13 protein-coding genes are annotated in these 15704 nt (G+C 62.3%); 5 read left to right on the forward strand and 8 right to left on the reverse strand.

All coding sequences use genetic code 11. The features are described from left to right. Positions 1–3 precede the first annotated feature (3 nt). Complete coding sequence (locus I7X09_RS15555; RefSeq protein WP_007732413.1) at positions 4–513, reverse strand: phage holin family protein; 510 nt, start codon at positions 511–513, stop codon at positions 4–6. Next, positions 510–1844, reverse strand: a complete 1335-nt coding sequence (gene nhaA, locus I7X09_RS15560) for a Na+/H+ antiporter NhaA (protein ID WP_019746626.1) — start codon at positions 1842–1844, stop codon at positions 510–512. The genes I7X09_RS15555 and nhaA overlap by 4 nt, the downstream gene beginning before the upstream one ends. Positions 1845–2017: 173 nt before the next feature. On the opposite strand from nhaA, the gene I7X09_RS15565 reads away from it, so the two are divergent. Further along, on the forward strand, positions 2018–3409 hold the full coding sequence (locus I7X09_RS15565) for an MFS transporter (protein ID WP_200312928.1): 1392 nt from the start codon (positions 2018–2020) through the stop codon (positions 3407–3409). A 54-nt stretch (positions 3410–3463) separates the two neighbouring features. On the opposite strand, the gene I7X09_RS15570 is transcribed toward I7X09_RS15565, so the two are convergent. From I7X09_RS15570 to I7X09_RS15590, 5 genes are all read right to left on the reverse strand, one after another. Then, positions 3464–5146 carry a purine-cytosine permease family protein gene (locus I7X09_RS15570; protein ID WP_200312929.1) on the reverse strand — a complete coding sequence of 561 codons (1683 nt, stop codon included), beginning with the start codon at positions 5144–5146 and terminating at the stop codon, positions 3464–3466. Positions 5147–5281: 135 nt separating this feature from the next. Next, positions 5282–6337: an AAA family ATPase gene (locus I7X09_RS15575; protein ID WP_200312930.1), complete on the reverse strand. Its 1056-nt coding sequence runs from the start codon at positions 6335–6337 to the stop codon at positions 5282–5284. 10 nt (positions 6338–6347) lie between these two features. Further along, on the reverse strand, positions 6348–7385 hold the full coding sequence (locus I7X09_RS15580) for an aliphatic amidase (RefSeq protein ID WP_095973499.1): 1038 nt from the start codon (positions 7383–7385) through the stop codon (positions 6348–6350). A 26-nt stretch (positions 7386–7411) separates the two neighbouring features. Then, positions 7412–8032 carry an AmiS/UreI family transporter gene (locus tag I7X09_RS15585; RefSeq protein WP_166813885.1) on the reverse strand — a complete coding sequence of 207 codons (621 nt, stop codon included), beginning with the start codon at positions 8030–8032 and terminating at the stop codon, positions 7412–7414. A 109-nt stretch (positions 8033–8141) separates the two neighbouring features. After that, complete coding sequence (locus I7X09_RS15590) at positions 8142–9221, reverse strand: substrate-binding domain-containing protein (protein ID WP_200312931.1); 1080 nt, start codon at positions 9219–9221, stop codon at positions 8142–8144. Between the two features lie 107 nt (positions 9222–9328). Between I7X09_RS15590 and I7X09_RS15595 the strand changes: the two genes are divergently transcribed. Further along, a complete protein-coding gene (locus I7X09_RS15595; protein WP_200312932.1) occupies positions 9329–9754 on the forward strand; it encodes a MarR family transcriptional regulator in 426 nt (141 codons plus the stop codon). 36 nt (positions 9755–9790) lie between these two features. Here the strand turns inward: I7X09_RS15595 and acs are convergent, their stop codons facing one another. Further along, a complete protein-coding gene (gene acs, locus I7X09_RS15600) occupies positions 9791–11722 on the reverse strand; it encodes an acetate--CoA ligase (protein WP_095973502.1) in 1932 nt (643 codons plus the stop codon). Between the two features lie 364 nt (positions 11723–12086). Between acs and I7X09_RS15605 the strand changes: the two genes are divergently transcribed. The 3 genes from I7X09_RS15605 to I7X09_RS15615 all read left to right on the forward strand — a co-directional run bounded on the left by I7X09_RS15605 (position 12087) and on the right by I7X09_RS15615 (position 15704). Further along, positions 12087–13703 carry a peptide ABC transporter substrate-binding protein gene (locus tag I7X09_RS15605; RefSeq protein ID WP_095973516.1) on the forward strand — a complete coding sequence of 539 codons (1617 nt, stop codon included), beginning with the start codon at positions 12087–12089 and terminating at the stop codon, positions 13701–13703. Between the two features lie 125 nt (positions 13704–13828). Then, the gene (locus I7X09_RS15610; protein WP_095973503.1) at positions 13829–14755 is read left to right on the forward strand and encodes an ABC transporter permease; all 927 of its coding nucleotides are present in this window, start codon (positions 13829–13831) and stop codon (positions 14753–14755) included. Beyond that, positions 14748–15704 carry an ABC transporter permease gene (locus I7X09_RS15615; protein ID WP_095973504.1) on the forward strand — a complete coding sequence of 319 codons (957 nt, stop codon included), beginning with the start codon at positions 14748–14750 and terminating at the stop codon, positions 15702–15704. The genes I7X09_RS15610 and I7X09_RS15615 overlap by 8 nt, the downstream gene beginning before the upstream one ends.

Here is a 15704-nt window from a genome sequence, read left to right on the forward strand (position 1 = left end):
TCGCTACCGGCGCGCGTTGAAATCGACAGACGGCTTTGCGTCGTCATGGCTGCCGGGGATGACGTTCTTGGCCTGCTTGAGCGATTCGATCGTCTTCTCCGGAGCCCTCAGCTTGCGTACTCGCAGATAACCGAGCAGCGCCAGAATCGCGGTGGTCACCACCATGATCAGGAAGACGATGAGGAACGCCAGCCAGCGCGGCACCCAGGTGTCGAGCATCTCGGCCAGGAAGAAAAAGAAGAAGAACGAGCTGAACAGCAGAACCGTGAAGGCCAGGATGAAGAAGACGCTGCCCTGCAGACCCTTCTTGACCTCGCCTGTCACCTCGGCCTTGGCAAGTTCGACCTCGGCGCGCACGAGGGTGGAGACCTGTGCGGTCGCGTCCTTGACGAGGGCCCCGATGGTGGCCTCGCCCGGCGTGCGGGCGTCCACATCGGTGAGAGGGATGGACGAGACCGTGTTCGGTACTCCATCTCCGGTGAAGCGCTGGCTCTCTCCGTTGGTCAAGCTCACTTGTCGACCTCTCCAGGTAGTTCTCTCGCGTCCGTGGCAATGGCGGTGGAAGCGTCGTCTCGAGCCGCATGGACCCGTCCACGTCGCCACAGCAGCGCTGATCCGATCAGCGATGCCACCAACGATGTCACGAGAACTGCGGCCTTCGCTATCTCGGCCTCGCTGCCATCGCCGACCCCGTCCAATGCGAGGTCTGCTACAAGCAGGCTAACGGTGAACCCGATGCCACCGAGAACTGAGAGGGCAAACATGTCTCTCAATTCCAGTGTCTTGGGTTTGGTTGCTATCCCCAATTTGATCGCGAGCAGGGAAATTCCGAAGATTCCGACGGTTTTGCCGACCAGAAGGCCGACGACAACCGATTGCCCGACGGGGTCGGTGAAAATGTCGCCGAGTACAGCCGCGTTGATCGGAACACCGGAGGCGAACAGTGCGAAGACGGGGACGCAGAAGCCTGCGGAGTAAGGCTGAATGCGGTGCTCGAGACGGCTACCGGGCGCGTATTCCTCGTCCGGATCGCGCCTGACCCGGGTGAGTAAGCCGAGCGCGACGCCCGCGAGTGTGGCGTGTATCCCCGCTTCGTGCATCGCGTACCAGGTCAGAAGTGCCAGTGGAACGTAGAGGAACGGCGTCGTGATGCGTTTGTGTTGGGCGTAGGCGTAGACAGCGAGGGCTGCGGCCGCGGTCAACAGCCACAACATCGCGAGGGAACCGGTGAACAGTACGGCGATGAGGATGATGGCGAGCAGATCGTCGACGACGGCCAGGCTGAGCAGGAAGACTCGGGCGCTCGCGGGGATCTTCGAGCCGGTGAGTGCGAGCACGCCGAGGGCGAAAGCGATGTCCGTCGCGACGGGAATGGCCCAGCCCTTGTCCATGCCTGGCGTGCCGAAACCGATGGACGCCGCGATGATCGCGGGGACCAGGACGCCGCCGCACGCCGCGATGATCGGGAGCATCGCGGCTTTGCGGTCCGCGAGTTCGCCGACCACCAGTTCGCGTTTGAGTTCGAGGCCGGCGACGAAGAAGAAGACGGCAAGCAGTCCGTCTTGCGCCCAGGTGCCCAGGCTGAGGTCCAGATGGAGTGCAGACGGGCCGATCTGGAAGTCGCGCAGAGCGATGTAGCTCTCACCGAAAGGTGAGTTCACCCAGATCAGAGCGACAGCAGCGGCGATGAGGAGTATCGATCCGCCCACCGTTTCGGTGCGGAGATAGCGGGACAGTTCGGAACGCAAAGTGGAGATCACGCGTGGGGACGACCTTTGTTCGTGCACCCGAGTTCGGATGCAACAGACATGAACGTGATCGACGTTGTAAAGCATCGAATGCACGTGCCGACCAGACTTCCCGGCTCACCTTTACGGGATTTTATCGCGGATCGCCCGCTGAGCCGAATCCGCGAACCGAATTTGCGCCGGAAAACCCCGCGGGTGTTCAATTCCTACTGATTGGGACAGGATCCCACCAATTGGACATCTTTCGTATATCGGCGCAGGAGCATGCTTTGAGCACGTCAGTCAGTGAGAACCCACCCAAGCCCGAGGGCGGCGACGCAGATACCGTCGCCGGAGTGCCGCGTAGCCGCATCGTGGTCGCCAGCATGGTGGGTACGTCCATCGAGTTCTACGACTTCTACATCTATGCAACAGCGGCGGTATCGGTGTTCCCGCACCTGTTCTTCCCGAAGGGCAACGACACCACCGCGCTTCTCGCCTCGTTGGCGACGTTCGGACTCGCGTTCGTCGCTCGTCCCCTCGGCTCGATCCTCTTCGGGCACTTCGGTGACCGCGTCGGGCGCAAGGCAACTCTGGTCGGCTCGTTGCTGACGATGGGCATCGCGACCTTCCTCATCGGTCTGTTGCCCACCTATCACCAGATCGGTCTGCTGGCCCCGGCGTTGTTGGCGCTCATGCGTTTCTGCCAGGGTCTCGGGCTCGGCGGTGAATGGTCGGGTGCGGCTCTACTCGCGACCGAGACGGCCAAGGAAGGCAAGCGGGCCTGGGCGGCGATGTGGCCGCAACTCGGAGCGCCCATCGGCTTCTTCATGGCCAACGGCCTGTTCCTGATCATCACGTTGTTCATGAACCACGACAATTCCAGCCCGGACCTCGAAGGTGCCTTCCTGAGCTGGGGATGGCGAATTCCGTTCCTGCTCAGCGCAATCATGGTGATGATCGGCCTGTACGTTCGGCTCAAGCTCGAGGAAACTCCGGTGTTCGCGCGTGCAGTCGAGCGCGGCGAGAAGGTCAAGACTCCGGTTGCCGAGGTGTTCAAGACCAGCTGGCGTCAGCTGATCATCGGTACGTTCGTGATGCTCGCGACGTACACGCTGTTCTACATCATGACCACCTGGGTTCTCAGCCACGGAACCGGCAAGACGCCGGCCGACGGCGGAACGGGCGCAGGCTTCAAGTACACCGATTTCCTTGTCCTGCAGCTCATCGCAGTCGTGTTCTTCGCTGCCGCCGTGCCGGTCTCGGGTTGGCTCGCCGACCGGTACGGGCGTCGTATCACACTGCTGATCATCACCGGTCTGATCATGGTGTTCGGCTTGACCTTCGGTGTCTTCCTCGAACCGGACGGAATGAACGACGGCCGCATGTTGGCGTTCCTCATCGTGGGCATGTTGCTCATGGGTCTGACCTTCGGCCCGATGAGTGCCGTTCTCCCGGAACTCTTCCCGACCAACGTCCGCTACACGGGCTCGGGAATCGCGTACAACACCGCCAGCATTCTGGGCGCTGCGGTGGCGCCGTTCATCGCCGTCTACCTCGCGAAGAACTACGGCGTCGGCTGGGTCGGCATCTATCTCCTCGTGGCGGCGACGTTGACTTTTGTCGCGCTGCTGGTCATGCGTGAGACCAAGGGTGAGTCGCTCGACGATGTAGGGAAATAACCTGCTGTGCGCCTTTATCAACCCCCGGCGGTTAATAAAGGCGCACAGCAGTGGTCAGGGCTGAGCCGGCAGGACGTGCTCACCGGTCTTGTCGGTGCTCAGCGCCAAGGAACTGATGTACTGCTTCTCGCCGTTCGGGCCGGAAACGTTCGACGCGAGCATGTCGGGACGCTCGAACTCGATTCCGCTGACGCAGCACAAAAGCGTTTCACCGGAGGGGTTTCCGTACTCGTCGAACATCGGCAGATCGATGCCGTCGTCGGTGCGTCGTAGGTAGTACTTGCCCTTGGTGGCGACGGCGAGGACCGGCGGCATCACCAGCGCGATGACGATCGCGACGATCGGGGAGAACGGCTTGATCGTCGAACCGAAAGCACCGAAGAACACCAGGATCGAAACTCCTGCAGCCAGCAGCATCGACACGAAGCCGACGGGGTTGACGTCGTAGAGCATCCCGCGTCGGAATTCGGGGACCTTCGGGGAGAGCTTCAACCAGTACTTGTTGATCGCGATGTCAGAGGCGACGACCACGACCCAGGCGATACCGCAGTTGGCGTAGAAGCCCAGGATCGTGTTGAGGAAGTCGAACATGTTGGCTTCCATCAAGATCAGTGCGATCGCCAGGTTGACCAGTACGAAGATCATGCGTCCCGGGTAGGTCTTGGTGACGCGGGTGTACGAGTTGGTCCAGGCCAGTGAGCCGGAGTACGCGTTGGTGACGTTGATCTTGATCTGGCTGATGACCACGAGGATCACGGCAAGGGTCATGGCCAGCCAGTGCGGCATCATGTCCTGATAGATCTCGAGGAATTGGTGCACGGGCTGGTTGGCGATCGAGGAACCGTCGACGACGTTCGCGATGATGTACACGGCGAGGAACAGTCCGACGATCTGCTTGAACGCGCCGAAGATGACCCAGCCGGGCCCGGCGAGAATTACTGCAGCCCAACAACGACGGGTGTTCTCCGGTGTCTTGGGCGGCATGAAGCGCAAGTAATCGATCTGCTCGGCGATCTGCGCGATCAGCGACAGGCAGACACCCGCAGCCAACATCACCGAGCCGAAGTTGACACCCTTGCCGTTTGCGCCGTCCTCACCGCCGAAGGCGAAGAACGCGCTCACCGAATCAGGGTGCTTGAACAGCAGATACAGGAACGGCAGCACCATCATGACGAGCCACAAAGGCGTCGTCCACACTTGGAGTTTTGCCAGGGCCTTCATGCCGTAGATGACCAGTGGGATGACCATCAGCGTCGAGACCGCGTATCCGATCGACAGTGGAATCCCGAGCCCCAGTTTCAAACCCTGGGCCATGATGGAACCTTCGAGGGCGAAGAAGATGAAGGTGAACGTCGCAAAGATGACGTTGGTGACGACCGAGCCGTAGTAGCCGAAACCGCTTCCGCGCGTGATCAAATCGAGGTCGATGTTGTATCGCGCAGCGTAGTAGGCGAGCGGGAAGCCGGTGGCCATGATGACCACGGCAAAGACTGCAATGCCCAGAAGTGCGTTGCCGGTACCGTACGAGATGCCGATGTTGGCGCCGATCGAGAAGTCCGCGAGATACGCGATTCCACCGAGTGCGGACGTCGCGACGACTCCGGTTCCCCATTTGCGGTAGCTGCGTGGCGCGAATCGGAGGGTGTAGTCCTCCAGCGTCTCCTTCAGTGCGGTGTTCTGACCGGGATTCGCCTGGTCCGGTGCGACTGCGGACACCTGCTCGTTCACTGCTGTCATGACGTCACTTCCCCTGGGTGCCTGTGCATGTGCACTTTGTGGTGCAGGCACCCAACCTAGGGAGGTGGCGTTACGCGGACATGTTTGAAATGTGTCGCCCACGTTGCGGATTCGATCCGCAACGTGAGCGAGCACTCATGGGGCTTTCTTTACCTGTATCTGATCACCAACTGCCCGGGCCTGCAAGGCGAGTGGCTGTGTCCCGACCGGTCGCAGGTCGAGAACGGCGCCGGCCACCGGGTCGGCCAGGACGTTCCGGATGGTCCGACGCAGACCGCGTGCGCCGTACACCGGATCGAATCCGCGTCGCTGCAGGAGAGCGACGGCGCTGTCGTCCACCTCGACGTCGATGCCTCTCCGGGCCAGCCGAGTCGTGATCAGGTCGATCTCGAGCCGGGTCACCTGTTCCGCGGTCTGGTCGTCGAACTCGTCGAGGATCACGGTTTCGTCGATGCGGTTGAAGAACTCGGGGTCGAAGAACTTCTCCAACGCGCGTTGGACCAGGTGATGGCCATGGCGTGGTCGATCGATCCGGACGCGATCGGCGAGCTGCCGCAGGTGTGACCGTCGACGTTCCGCCACCGCAGCCGAACCGAGATTCGAGGTCAGGAACACGTAGCTGTTGCGGAACGAGATCTTCTGCTGACCGTTCGCCAACCTGAGTTCGCCGTTGTCGAGGACCTGCAGTAGCGCACGCAGCACGGTGGGGTCCGCCTTCTCCACTTCGTCGAACAGGACGATTCCGGGGGTGTACGGATCGCCCTCGACGGTGTTCTTGTCGAACAGTGTGAAGGACTCCTTGCTGCCGGCGTATCCGGGCGGGGCCCCGGAAAACGACGCCGCATAATGCTCTTGCGCCAGAGCATTCATGTCGATGCGGCACAGATCGTCGGGCCCCGACCGCAGTTCCGCGGCCACGCGCCGCACCAACTCCGTCTTGCCGACGCCGGTGGGGCCGACCAGAAGGATATTGGCGAGTGGACGCGTCGGATCCGTGGCACCGACATGCGCGATCGAAATCGCACGAACCACGGCGTCGACGGCGGCCTGTTGTCCGACGATCTTGGAACTCAGGGCTTTCGAGAGCCTCCGCGCGTCGAAGGCCCCGACCGGTACGGGTTCGGATCGTTCCTCGGCCGGTGGTGTTGCTGCACTGTTCCGGTCGTGGAGCATGTCGGTGATATACGGCACAGCAGGATCCTTACGCTTCGACGGTCTTCTCGACCGGGAGATTTCCGACGCGGCAATCCGCGACGCCCACGGTGTCTCGTGTGATGGCCTCGACGCGTTCCTGAGCCTTCTGCGCATCGGTGACCCACAGCTTGTAGAACTCGAACGGGCAGTCCGCGACGCCCTTGTCTCCGTCGCCGGCTGCGTGGACTCCGGAGTAGCCCCGGTGGAGGAGCTTGAAGATGTGGTTCTGGGATTGGTCGTTCTCGCGTGCGTCACGAATGGCCGAGACGGACAGCTGCGCGTACTGGATTCCGTATTCCTCCTCGCCGGTCTCACCCAGCGTCCGACCGTCGAATCCGATGATCGCGGAGTGCCCGAAGTAGGAGTAGACGCCGTCGAATCCGGCCGCATTGGCAACTGCCACATAACAATTGTTGGCCCAGGCCATTGCCTTGGACATCATCACCTGCTGGTCCTTGGCCGGGTACATGTATCCCTGGCAGCGGACGATCAGCTCGGCGCCCTTCATTGCGCAGTCGCGCCAGATCTCCGGGTAGTTGCCGTCGTCGCAGATGATGAGCGAGATCTTCAGACCCTTCGGTCCTTCCGTGACATACGTCGTGTCTCCCGGGTACCACCCTTCGATGGGGCACCAGGGCAGGATCTTTCGGTACCTCTGAACGATTTCGCCCTTGTTGTCGATGAGGATCAACGTGTTGTACGGGGGCTTGTTCGGATGGTCCTCGTGCTGTTCACCGGTGATGGAGAAGATCCCCCACGTGTCGGCTTCGCGGCACGCGGCGGAGAAGATCGCGGTCTCGTCGCCCGGGATGGTGGCCGCAGTCGCGTACATCTCCTCCTCGTTGTACATGATTCCCTGAGTGGAGTATTCGGGAAAGACCACCAGGTCCATTCCGGGGAGGCCGGTCTTCATGCCGATCATCATGTCGGCGATCTTGCGGGCGTTCTCGAGGACGCCGGCGCGATCGTGCAGGCGGGGCATCTTGTAGTTGACGACCGCTACGCCGACTGTGTCGTTGCTCGAGGAGATGTCACCGTGTCGCATTGTCTTTCACTCCTTGGTTGTGTGGATCAGTTGAAGACTGGACGGGGTTGGGGTACTGCGGCTTTGGGTGCGGCAAGGATCTTGGCAAGCCCCAGGAGAACCAGAAGTGCTCCGGCCCAGCCGGCGGCGACCGCTGGCGTGGTGTGGAAGTTGCCGGTCAGGATCAGGAAGGCAGGAACCGTGCAGGTGGGCTGGCTCAGAAGGATCGCGGCCCAGCCGGTGAAGCGGCTGAGGTTTTCGCGGCCGAGGCCGAGTACCAGGAAGAACAGCGTCCACAGCGCCGCCCAGGCGAGCCAGATGACTCCGAACACCGGGTCGTTGCTCACCGTGAACGAAAGGAAGGAATACACGAGTGCGGCGCACGCGACGAACAGCGAGAACCACCCGATTCCTTCCGGTTCGAAGCCGGCGAGATTGCTGATTCCCACGTAGAGATAGGTGAAGCCGAACAGGTAGAGCCCCGAGGCCGCCAGGACGGCGCTCGAATCTCCCTGCGCCTGAATCAACATGACGGTGGGGACGACGCATTGAAGTGCGCCGACGAAGAGGTTGAGGACCGAGGCGGATCGAACGGGAACCGTGCCGAGCAGCATCAGTCCGTTGACGAAGAGGACGGCTCCCACGTAAAGCAAACCAACACTGCCCATCGGGCACCTCCGGTTACTTCGGGACGGGTTACTTTCAAATGAAATGATTCTAAATGAAACTAAGTGATGCGCGCCACAGAAGTCAAGAGGTGGATCTCAGGAGGAGATTTCAGAGCGTTGCGATGATCGAGAAGTCGAGTCCGTCGGCGACGGCGAGCTGAATCTTCTGTCGTGCAACACGATCGCGAAACTCGACGGTTCCGCGAGGCCCGTCGTATGCGGCGCCTTCGACGACGGCGTCGAGGTCGTGTGGACGTGTGCTGTCGGCGCGTCGTACCAGGGCCGAAAGGGTGTGTATCCCTTCGTAACACGACTCGGCGGCGTTGTTCAATGCTGGGGCGTGCGCGCCGTGCAGCGCCACGTAGCGCCCGAGTAGATCCATCGAGTTGCCGTCGACCATCGAGCGGAAGTATGCGGCGGAGGCAAACAGGTTACGGGTCGCTCTCGGCCCGCTCGCGAGCAGCATGTTTTCTTCCATCAACGGGCTGAACCGGATCATCGACTCGTCGAGGCCTCGGCGGGCGAAGGCTCGGTTGAAGTCGACGGCGTCCTGCCCGACGAGGAGCATGATCACGCCGTCGCAACCGGAGTTCGAGACGGTCTCGACCAACTGCTTCATGTTGCCGCGCCCCAGATCGACAAACGAACCGCCGACCAGGGTGAGATCGAGTTCGGTGGCGAATTGCCTCACGGCCCCGAGCGAGCTGTGAGGCCAGATGTAGTCGTCGCCGACGACGAACCACTTGCGCGCTCCGACGTTGTCGCGCAGCCACTTCAGTGCCGGCGCGATCTGCTGTCGTGGTGTTTCGCCTGAACAGTAGATCCCTGGTCTGACCTCGCCGCCCTCGTAGAGCGAGGTGTACGAGTACGGAATACGGCCTGCGACCACCGGTGCGAGTGCGTGGCGGACCGAGGAGATGTGCCAACCGCTGACGGCGTCAATGTCACCTGCGTCGAGTAGCTGTTGCACGCGGGCTGCGACGACGCCCGGCGAAGCGCCGCCGTCGATCACTTCGATCTGGACTTCGCGTCCCAGCACGCCGCCGGAGTTGTTGAGGTCGCGGGCGGCCAATTCGCTGATCGCCTCACACGACGGACCGAACAGTCCGGCCGGCCCTTGGAGGGGAACCACCATGCCCAGGCGCCACACGGCGCTGCGCGCGCGTTCGAGCGCGCCGGTAGCGCTCATGCGTCGCCGCCGGAATCGGAAGCCAGCGGCCTGGCCTGGGTTACTATCATTTCATTTGAAAGTATTGCCCGAGAAGTGTGAACTACGCAACAGCGGGGGAGCGATCAGTGGGAAAAAGTGACTCCGGAATTCTTGATGCGTCGCTGACGACCGCGCTGGTCCGAGCAGCCCGAATGGCCGCGGCGGCGGCGGAGAAGACGCTGGCCGCAGAGAATCTCACTCTCGATCACTGGATGACGCTCGAAGCCTTGGCGTCGACCGAGGGGCTGACGATGGCTGAGCTGCGCGATCGAACGGGAACACCGGCTCCCACGCTGACGCGGGTCGCGGACAAGCTGGTCTCGCTCGCGCTCATCTATCGCGAAGTCGGCGAGGACGACCGCCGGAAAGTGCGCGTGTTTCTCTCCTCGCGTGGAAAGTCCTTGCACAAGCGGGTTGCTGCAGATATTCGCGTGGCCGAGGAGTCCTGGCTGACGTCGAAAGAGGAAGTGAAGCTGCGAGAGGGGCTCCGCCCCTGCACGCCTTCCTGGTAGGGGGACTACCAGAAAGGCGCACGGGGGCCGAAGGCCTTATTTGCCGCGTATTGCGTCGAATACCTTGGGGTCGACCAGGGTTGAGGTGTCTCCGAGGTCTCGGCCTTCGGCGACGTCGCGCAGGAGGCGGCGCATGATCTTGCCGGATCGGGTTTTGGGCAGTTCCGGCACGATGGTGATCTGACGTGGTTTGGCGATGGGGCTGATGTCGGTGGAGACCTGAGCCTTGAGTTCGGCGATGAGGACGTCGCCGGTGTTTTCGACGCCTTCGCGCAGGATGACGAACGCGACGATGCCCTGTCCGGTGGTCTCGTCCGCGGCGCCGACGACGGCGGCTTCTGCGACGCCGTGGTGGTTGACCAGTGCTGATTCCACTTCGGAGGTGGAGATGCGGTGGCCGGAGACGTTCATGACGTCGTCGACGCGGCCGAGGACCCAGAGTGCGCCGTCGTCGTCGTATTTGGCGCCGTCACCGGCGAAGTACCAGCCTTCTTCGGCGTAGCGGGACCAGTAGGTGTCGCGGTAGCGGTCCATGTCGCCCCAGATGCCGCGCAGCATCGCCGGCCACGGCTCGTCGAGGACGAGGTAGCCGTTGCCGCCGGGGCCGAGGGGTTTGGCGTCGTCGTCGACGATCTTCGCGGAAATACCGGGCAGGGGTGCCATGGCGGATCCGGGCTTGGTGGCGGTGATACCGGGGAGCGGGGAGATCATGATCGCTCCGGTCTCGGTCTGCCACCAGGTGTCGACGATGGGTGCTTTGTTGCCGCCGATGACCTCGCGGAACCAGCGCCACGCTTCGGGGTTGATGGGCTCGCCAACGGAGCCGAGGAGGCGGATCGAGGTCAGGTCGTGGGCGTCGGGGATCTCGCGGCCCCACTTCATGAAGGTGCGCACGAGGGTGGGTGCGGTGTAGTAGATGGAGACGCCGTACTTCTCGATGATGTCGAAGTGGCGGTGCTCGTTCGGGGAGTTGGGGGTGCCTTCGTAGACGACCTGGGTGACACCGTTGGAGAGGGGGCCGTAGACGATGTAGGAGTGTCCGGTGACCCAGCCGATGTCGGCGGTGCACCAGTAGACGTCTTGTCCGGCTTTGTGATCGAAGACGTTGTGGTGGGTGTAGGAGGCTTGGGTGAGGTAGCCGCCGGAGGTGTGGATGATGCCCTTGGGTTTTCCGGTGGTGCCGGAGGTGTAGAGGATGAACAGGGGATGTTCGGCGTCGAAGGCCTGCGCTTCGTGCTCGGGTGAGGCTTGTGCGACGGTTTCGTGCCACCACAGGTCGCGGCCGTCGGTCCAGTCGACGTCGATGCCGGTCCGGTTGACCACCAACACGTTCTGGACGGAGTCGGCGCCGTCGACGGATTCGTCGACCGCTGTTTTGATGGGTGCTGCGGCGCCGCGTCGCCACTGGCCGTCGACGGTGACGACGAGTTTGGCTTGGGCGTCGTCGATGCGTGAGCGTAGGGCGGTGGCGGAGAATCCGGCGAAGACGACCGAGTGGGTCAGTCCGAGGCGGGCGCAGGCGAGCATGGTGACGATCGCTTCGGGGATCATCGGCATGTAGATCGCGACGCGGTCACCGGCGACGAGGCCGAGGTCGGTGAAAGTGTTTGCGGCGCGGCTGACTTCGGCGAGGAGGTCGTTGTAGGTCAGATCGCGGGAATCGCCGGGTTCGCCTTCGAATGCAATGGCGACGCGGTCGCCGTTGCCGGCGAGGACGTGGCGGTCGACGCAGTTGTAGGCGACGTTGAGTTTTCCGCCGACGAACCACTTGGCGACGGGGGCGTCGGTCCAGTCGAGGACGTCGGTCCATTTCTCGTGCCAGTGAAGGCGCTCAGCCTGATTCGCCCAGAAAGCGAGGCGGTCGGTATCTGCGGCAGCCTGCAACTCCGGTCCCGCGTTGGCGGCCGCAGCGAACTCTGCGCTCGGCGGATATGCCTGGGGGACGTCTGTTTCGGCTGCGCTTGTCATGGCTGACGGCCTTCTTTCCACATTGATCGACACTTTTCTGACTCCGTGTGAGGGTAGTCACAAGCTCGCTCAAACGCACCGTTGCATCACGTTGCAACCCGTTGTCCTGCGACGATCGGTCGAATCGATGCGACGGGTGGTCGCTTCCGCCGACGAATGAATGTGCCCGAATTCAATTACCCCCAATTTTCCAACAATGGGTGCGGTGCGCGCTTCGAGCTCGATGTGTCTATTGTCAAACCATTATTCGACCGCAACTCGAAGTCACGTTCACTTTCAGTTGTAGGCGACACGACGCCGGCAGTTACGGCTGTCGGCAGGCCGCGAGCATGCTCGGGGTCACTTAGATGTGGAAGGAATTCCTTTGCGTATCTCACGCATAGCGACCGGCGCGGTCGCGCTCGGAATGACGGCAGTGCTGATCACGGCATGTTCGTCCGGCGATTCGTCGGGCGGATCGTCCAGTGGCGTCGTCAACGCCTGGGCGGGCGAGCCTCAGAACCCGTTGATCCCCACGAACACGAGTGAGAACATGGGCGGCCGCGTCCTCGACTCGCTGTTCTCCGGTCTCGTTTCGTACACCGCAGACGGCGGTACGGAGAACGAGGTTGCCGAGTCCATCGAGAGCACCGACGGTCAGAACTTCACCGTCAAGCTCAAGGACGGCTGGACCTTCACGGACGGCACCCCCGTCACCGCGAAGTCGTTCGTCGACGCGTGGAACTACGGCGCTCTCTCCACCAACGCTCAGCTCCAGGCTTCGTTCTTCGACCCGATCAAGGGCTACGACGAAGTTGCCGCCGAGGTTCCGACGGCACAGACCATGTCGGGTCTGAAGGTCGTGGACGATTCCACCTTCACCATCGAACTCAAGCAGCCCGAGTCGGCGTTCCCCGATCGCCTCGGCTTCACGGCGTACTACCCGCTGCCCGAGGTCGCGTTCAAGGACATGACCGCCTTCGGTGAGAACCCGATCGGCAACGGCCCGTACAAGCTCGACGGAACCGGCGCGTGGCAGCACAACGTCCGCATCGACACCGTCGTCAACCCGGACTACAACGGCAACCGTAAGCCGAAGAACGCCGGCGTCGACTTCATCATGTACAACAGCCTGGACACGGCGTACACCGATCTCCTGGCCAACAACGTCGACGTTCTCGACCAGGTTCCGCCGAGCGCCGTCACGACCTTCGAGTCGGACCTGCCCGGACGCACCGTCAACCAGCCGTCGGCAACCATCGAGACGTTCACGATCCCGGGTCGCCTGCCGCACTTCAGCGGCGAAGAGGGCATGCTCCGCCGTCAGGCGATCTCGATGGCGATCAACCGCGATCAGATCACCCAGCAGATCTTCAACAAGACCAGGACGCCTGCACTCGACTTCACCAGCCCCGCAATCAAGGGCTGGAACGACTCGCTGACCGGCAACGGCAACCTGAAGTTCGATCCCGAGGCAGCCAAGGCCGCTTGGGCGAAGGCCGACGCGATCGCTCCGTGGACCGGTAGCTTCGAGATCGCGTACAACTCGGACGGCGGACACCAGGAATGGGTCGACGCCACGGCGAACAGCATCCGCAACACCCTCGGCATCGACGCGAAGGGCAAGCAGTACGCCACCTTCGCTCAGATCCGCACCGAAGCCACCAACCGCACCATCCAGAGCTCCTTCCGCTCCGGCTGGCAGGGTGACTACCCGCAGCAGTACGGCTTCCTGGCGCAGAACTACCAGACCGGCGGCAGCTCCAACGACGGTGAGTACTCCAACCCCGAGTTCGACCGCCTCCTGCGCGAATCGGCCGGCCAGACCGATCAGGCCAAGGCTCAGGAACTGCTCGATCAGGCTCAGGAAGTCCTGCTCAAGGACCTGCCCGCAGTTCCGACGTGGTACCGCAACGCTGCCAGTGGATGGTCGGAGAACGTCTCCAACGTGACCATCAGCTGGAACGGTGTTCCGGTCTACGAAGACATCGAAAAGAACTGACGCGTAGAACGATCCGCATCTGAAACGTGAGTTCGGGGCGGCAGGCGCCCTGCCTGCCGTCCCGAACTCGTGTTCACACCGGACTGTCCGCTGACGTACACGATCATCGACAAGGAGGTGATCCGATGCTCTGGTACATCGGTCGCCGAGTGCTTCAAATGATCCCGGTTTTTCTCGGGGCCACTCTTCTGATCTACGCCATGGTCTTCCTGCTTCCCGGTGATCCGATTGCCGCGTTGGCGGGCGACAAGGCGCTCAGTCCGGCTGTTGCACAGCAGCTTCGGGAGCGCTACCACCTCGACCTCCCCTTCTATCAGCAGTACCTGCTGTACCTGAAGGGCATCTTCACGCTGGACTTCGGCACGTCGTTCTCCGGACGACCTGTCAGTGAAGTTCTGGCACAGGCATTTCCGATCACGATGAAACTTGCCTTCATGGCACTGATCGTCGAGACGGTCTTCGGTGTCGGCTTCGGCCTCATCGCCGGCCTGCGTAAGGGCGGATTCTTCGACAGCACCGTCCTGCTGTTCAGCCTCGTTCTCATCGCCATCCCGATCTTCGTGATCGGCTTCCTGGCTCAGTTCTTCATCGGCGTCAAATGGGGCATCGTCCCGCCGACGGTCGGTGGCAACACCAGTTTCACGAATCTCCTTCTCCCGGCACTGGTTCTCGGCTCGGTCTCGTTCGCGTACGTTCTGCGACTGACCCGAACGTCCGTGGCGGAGAATCTGACTGCCGATTACGTGCGCACCGCTACCGCCAAGGGACTTTCCCGCGGACGAGTGGTTCGCGTGCACGTGTTGCGCAACTCGCTGATCCCAGTGGTCACGTTCCTGGGTGCCGACCTCGCGACGTTGATGGGCGGCGCCATCGTCACCGAGGGCATCTTCAACATCAACGGCGTCGGCGGCACGATCTACCAGGCGGTGACCAGAGGTGAAGCGCCGACGGTGGTTTCGTTCGTCACCATCCTGATCGTGATCTACCTGATCGCGAATCTGCTCGTCGACCTCTTGTACGCCGCGCTCGATCCGAGGATCCGCTATGTCTGAGACCGTGAAGACCGGACGCGTAGTCCGGCAAAGCCATTTCGTGGCGCCGCCCGAAGTTGCGGCACCGGGGGAGACGGACGCCGTCAAACTCGATCAGGCGCCGACGAGCATGTGGACCGACGCGTGGCGCGACCTACGCAAGCGTCCCCTGTTCATCATCTCGACGATTATCATCCTCGCGGTCATTGTCATCGCAGCGTTTCCGAGCTTGTTCACGAGCACCGATCCGCGGTTCTGCGACCTGACCTACAGCATGCAGGGGCCGACCTCAGGGCACTGGTTCGGTTTCGACCGCCAGGGCTGTGACGTGTACTCGCGCACCATCTACGGTGCTCGCGCATCCGTACTCGTGGGCGTCGGTGTCACGGCGTCGGTGCTGGTGATCGGCGTGATCTTCGGTGCGCTGTCCGGTTTCTACGGCGGATGGACCGATTCGATCCTCTCCCGTGTCGCCGACATCTTCTTCGGCATCCCGCTGATCCTGGCTGCCATCGTCCTGATGCAGCTCTTCACCGATCGCACGATCTGGACTGTCGTCGGCGTCCTGGCGCTCTTCGGCTGGCCGCAGATGGCAAGAATTGCTCGCGGCGCGGTGATCTCGGCGAAGAACAACGATTACGTCATGGCTTCGGAGGCATTGGGTGTCTCGAAGCTCAAGACACTGATCCGCCACGTCATCCCGAATTCGTTGGCGCCCATCATCGTGGTGGCCACCATCTCGCTCGGTACGTACATCGTTGCCGAGGCGACGCTGTCCTTCCTCGGTATCGGTCTTCCGTCCACCGAGGTTTCGTGGGGTGGAGACATCAGTAACGCTCAGGTGACGCTGCGTCAGGGTTCGACCATTCTGTTCTACCCGGCAACGGCTCTGGCGATCACCGTTCTCGGATTCATCATGATGGGTGACGCTCTGCGCGACGCCCTCGATCCCAAGTCGCGGAAGCGGTGA

This window comes from Rhodococcus sp. P-2, assembly GCF_016598535.1.
GTDB lineage: Bacteria > Actinomycetota > Actinomycetes > Mycobacteriales > Mycobacteriaceae > Rhodococcus_F > Rhodococcus_F baikonurensis.

Bases quoted from the DNA above. Each gene is read 5' to 3' on its own strand.
- I7X09_RS15615 (WP_095973504.1), top strand. From the start codon at position 14,748: ATGTCTGAGACCGTGAAGACCGGACGCGTAGTCCGGCAAAGCCATTTC.
- acs (WP_095973502.1), bottom strand. From the start codon at position 11,722: ATGACAAGCGCAGCCGAAACAGACGTCCCCCAGGCATATCCGCCGAGC.
- I7X09_RS15590 (WP_200312931.1), bottom strand. From the start codon at position 9,221: ATGAGCGCTACCGGCGCGCTCGAACGCGCGCGCAGCGCCGTGTGGCGC.
- I7X09_RS15610 (WP_095973503.1), top strand. From the start codon at position 13,829: ATGCTCTGGTACATCGGTCGCCGAGTGCTTCAAATGATCCCGGTTTTT.
- I7X09_RS15570 (WP_200312929.1), bottom strand. From the start codon at position 5,146: ATGACAGCAGTGAACGAGCAGGTGTCCGCAGTCGCACCGGACCAGGCG.
- I7X09_RS15580 (WP_095973499.1), bottom strand. From the start codon at position 7,385: ATGCGACACGGTGACATCTCCTCGAGCAACGACACAGTCGGCGTAGCG.
- I7X09_RS15585 (WP_166813885.1), bottom strand. From the start codon at position 8,032: ATGGGCAGTGTTGGTTTGCTTTACGTGGGAGCCGTCCTCTTCGTCAAC.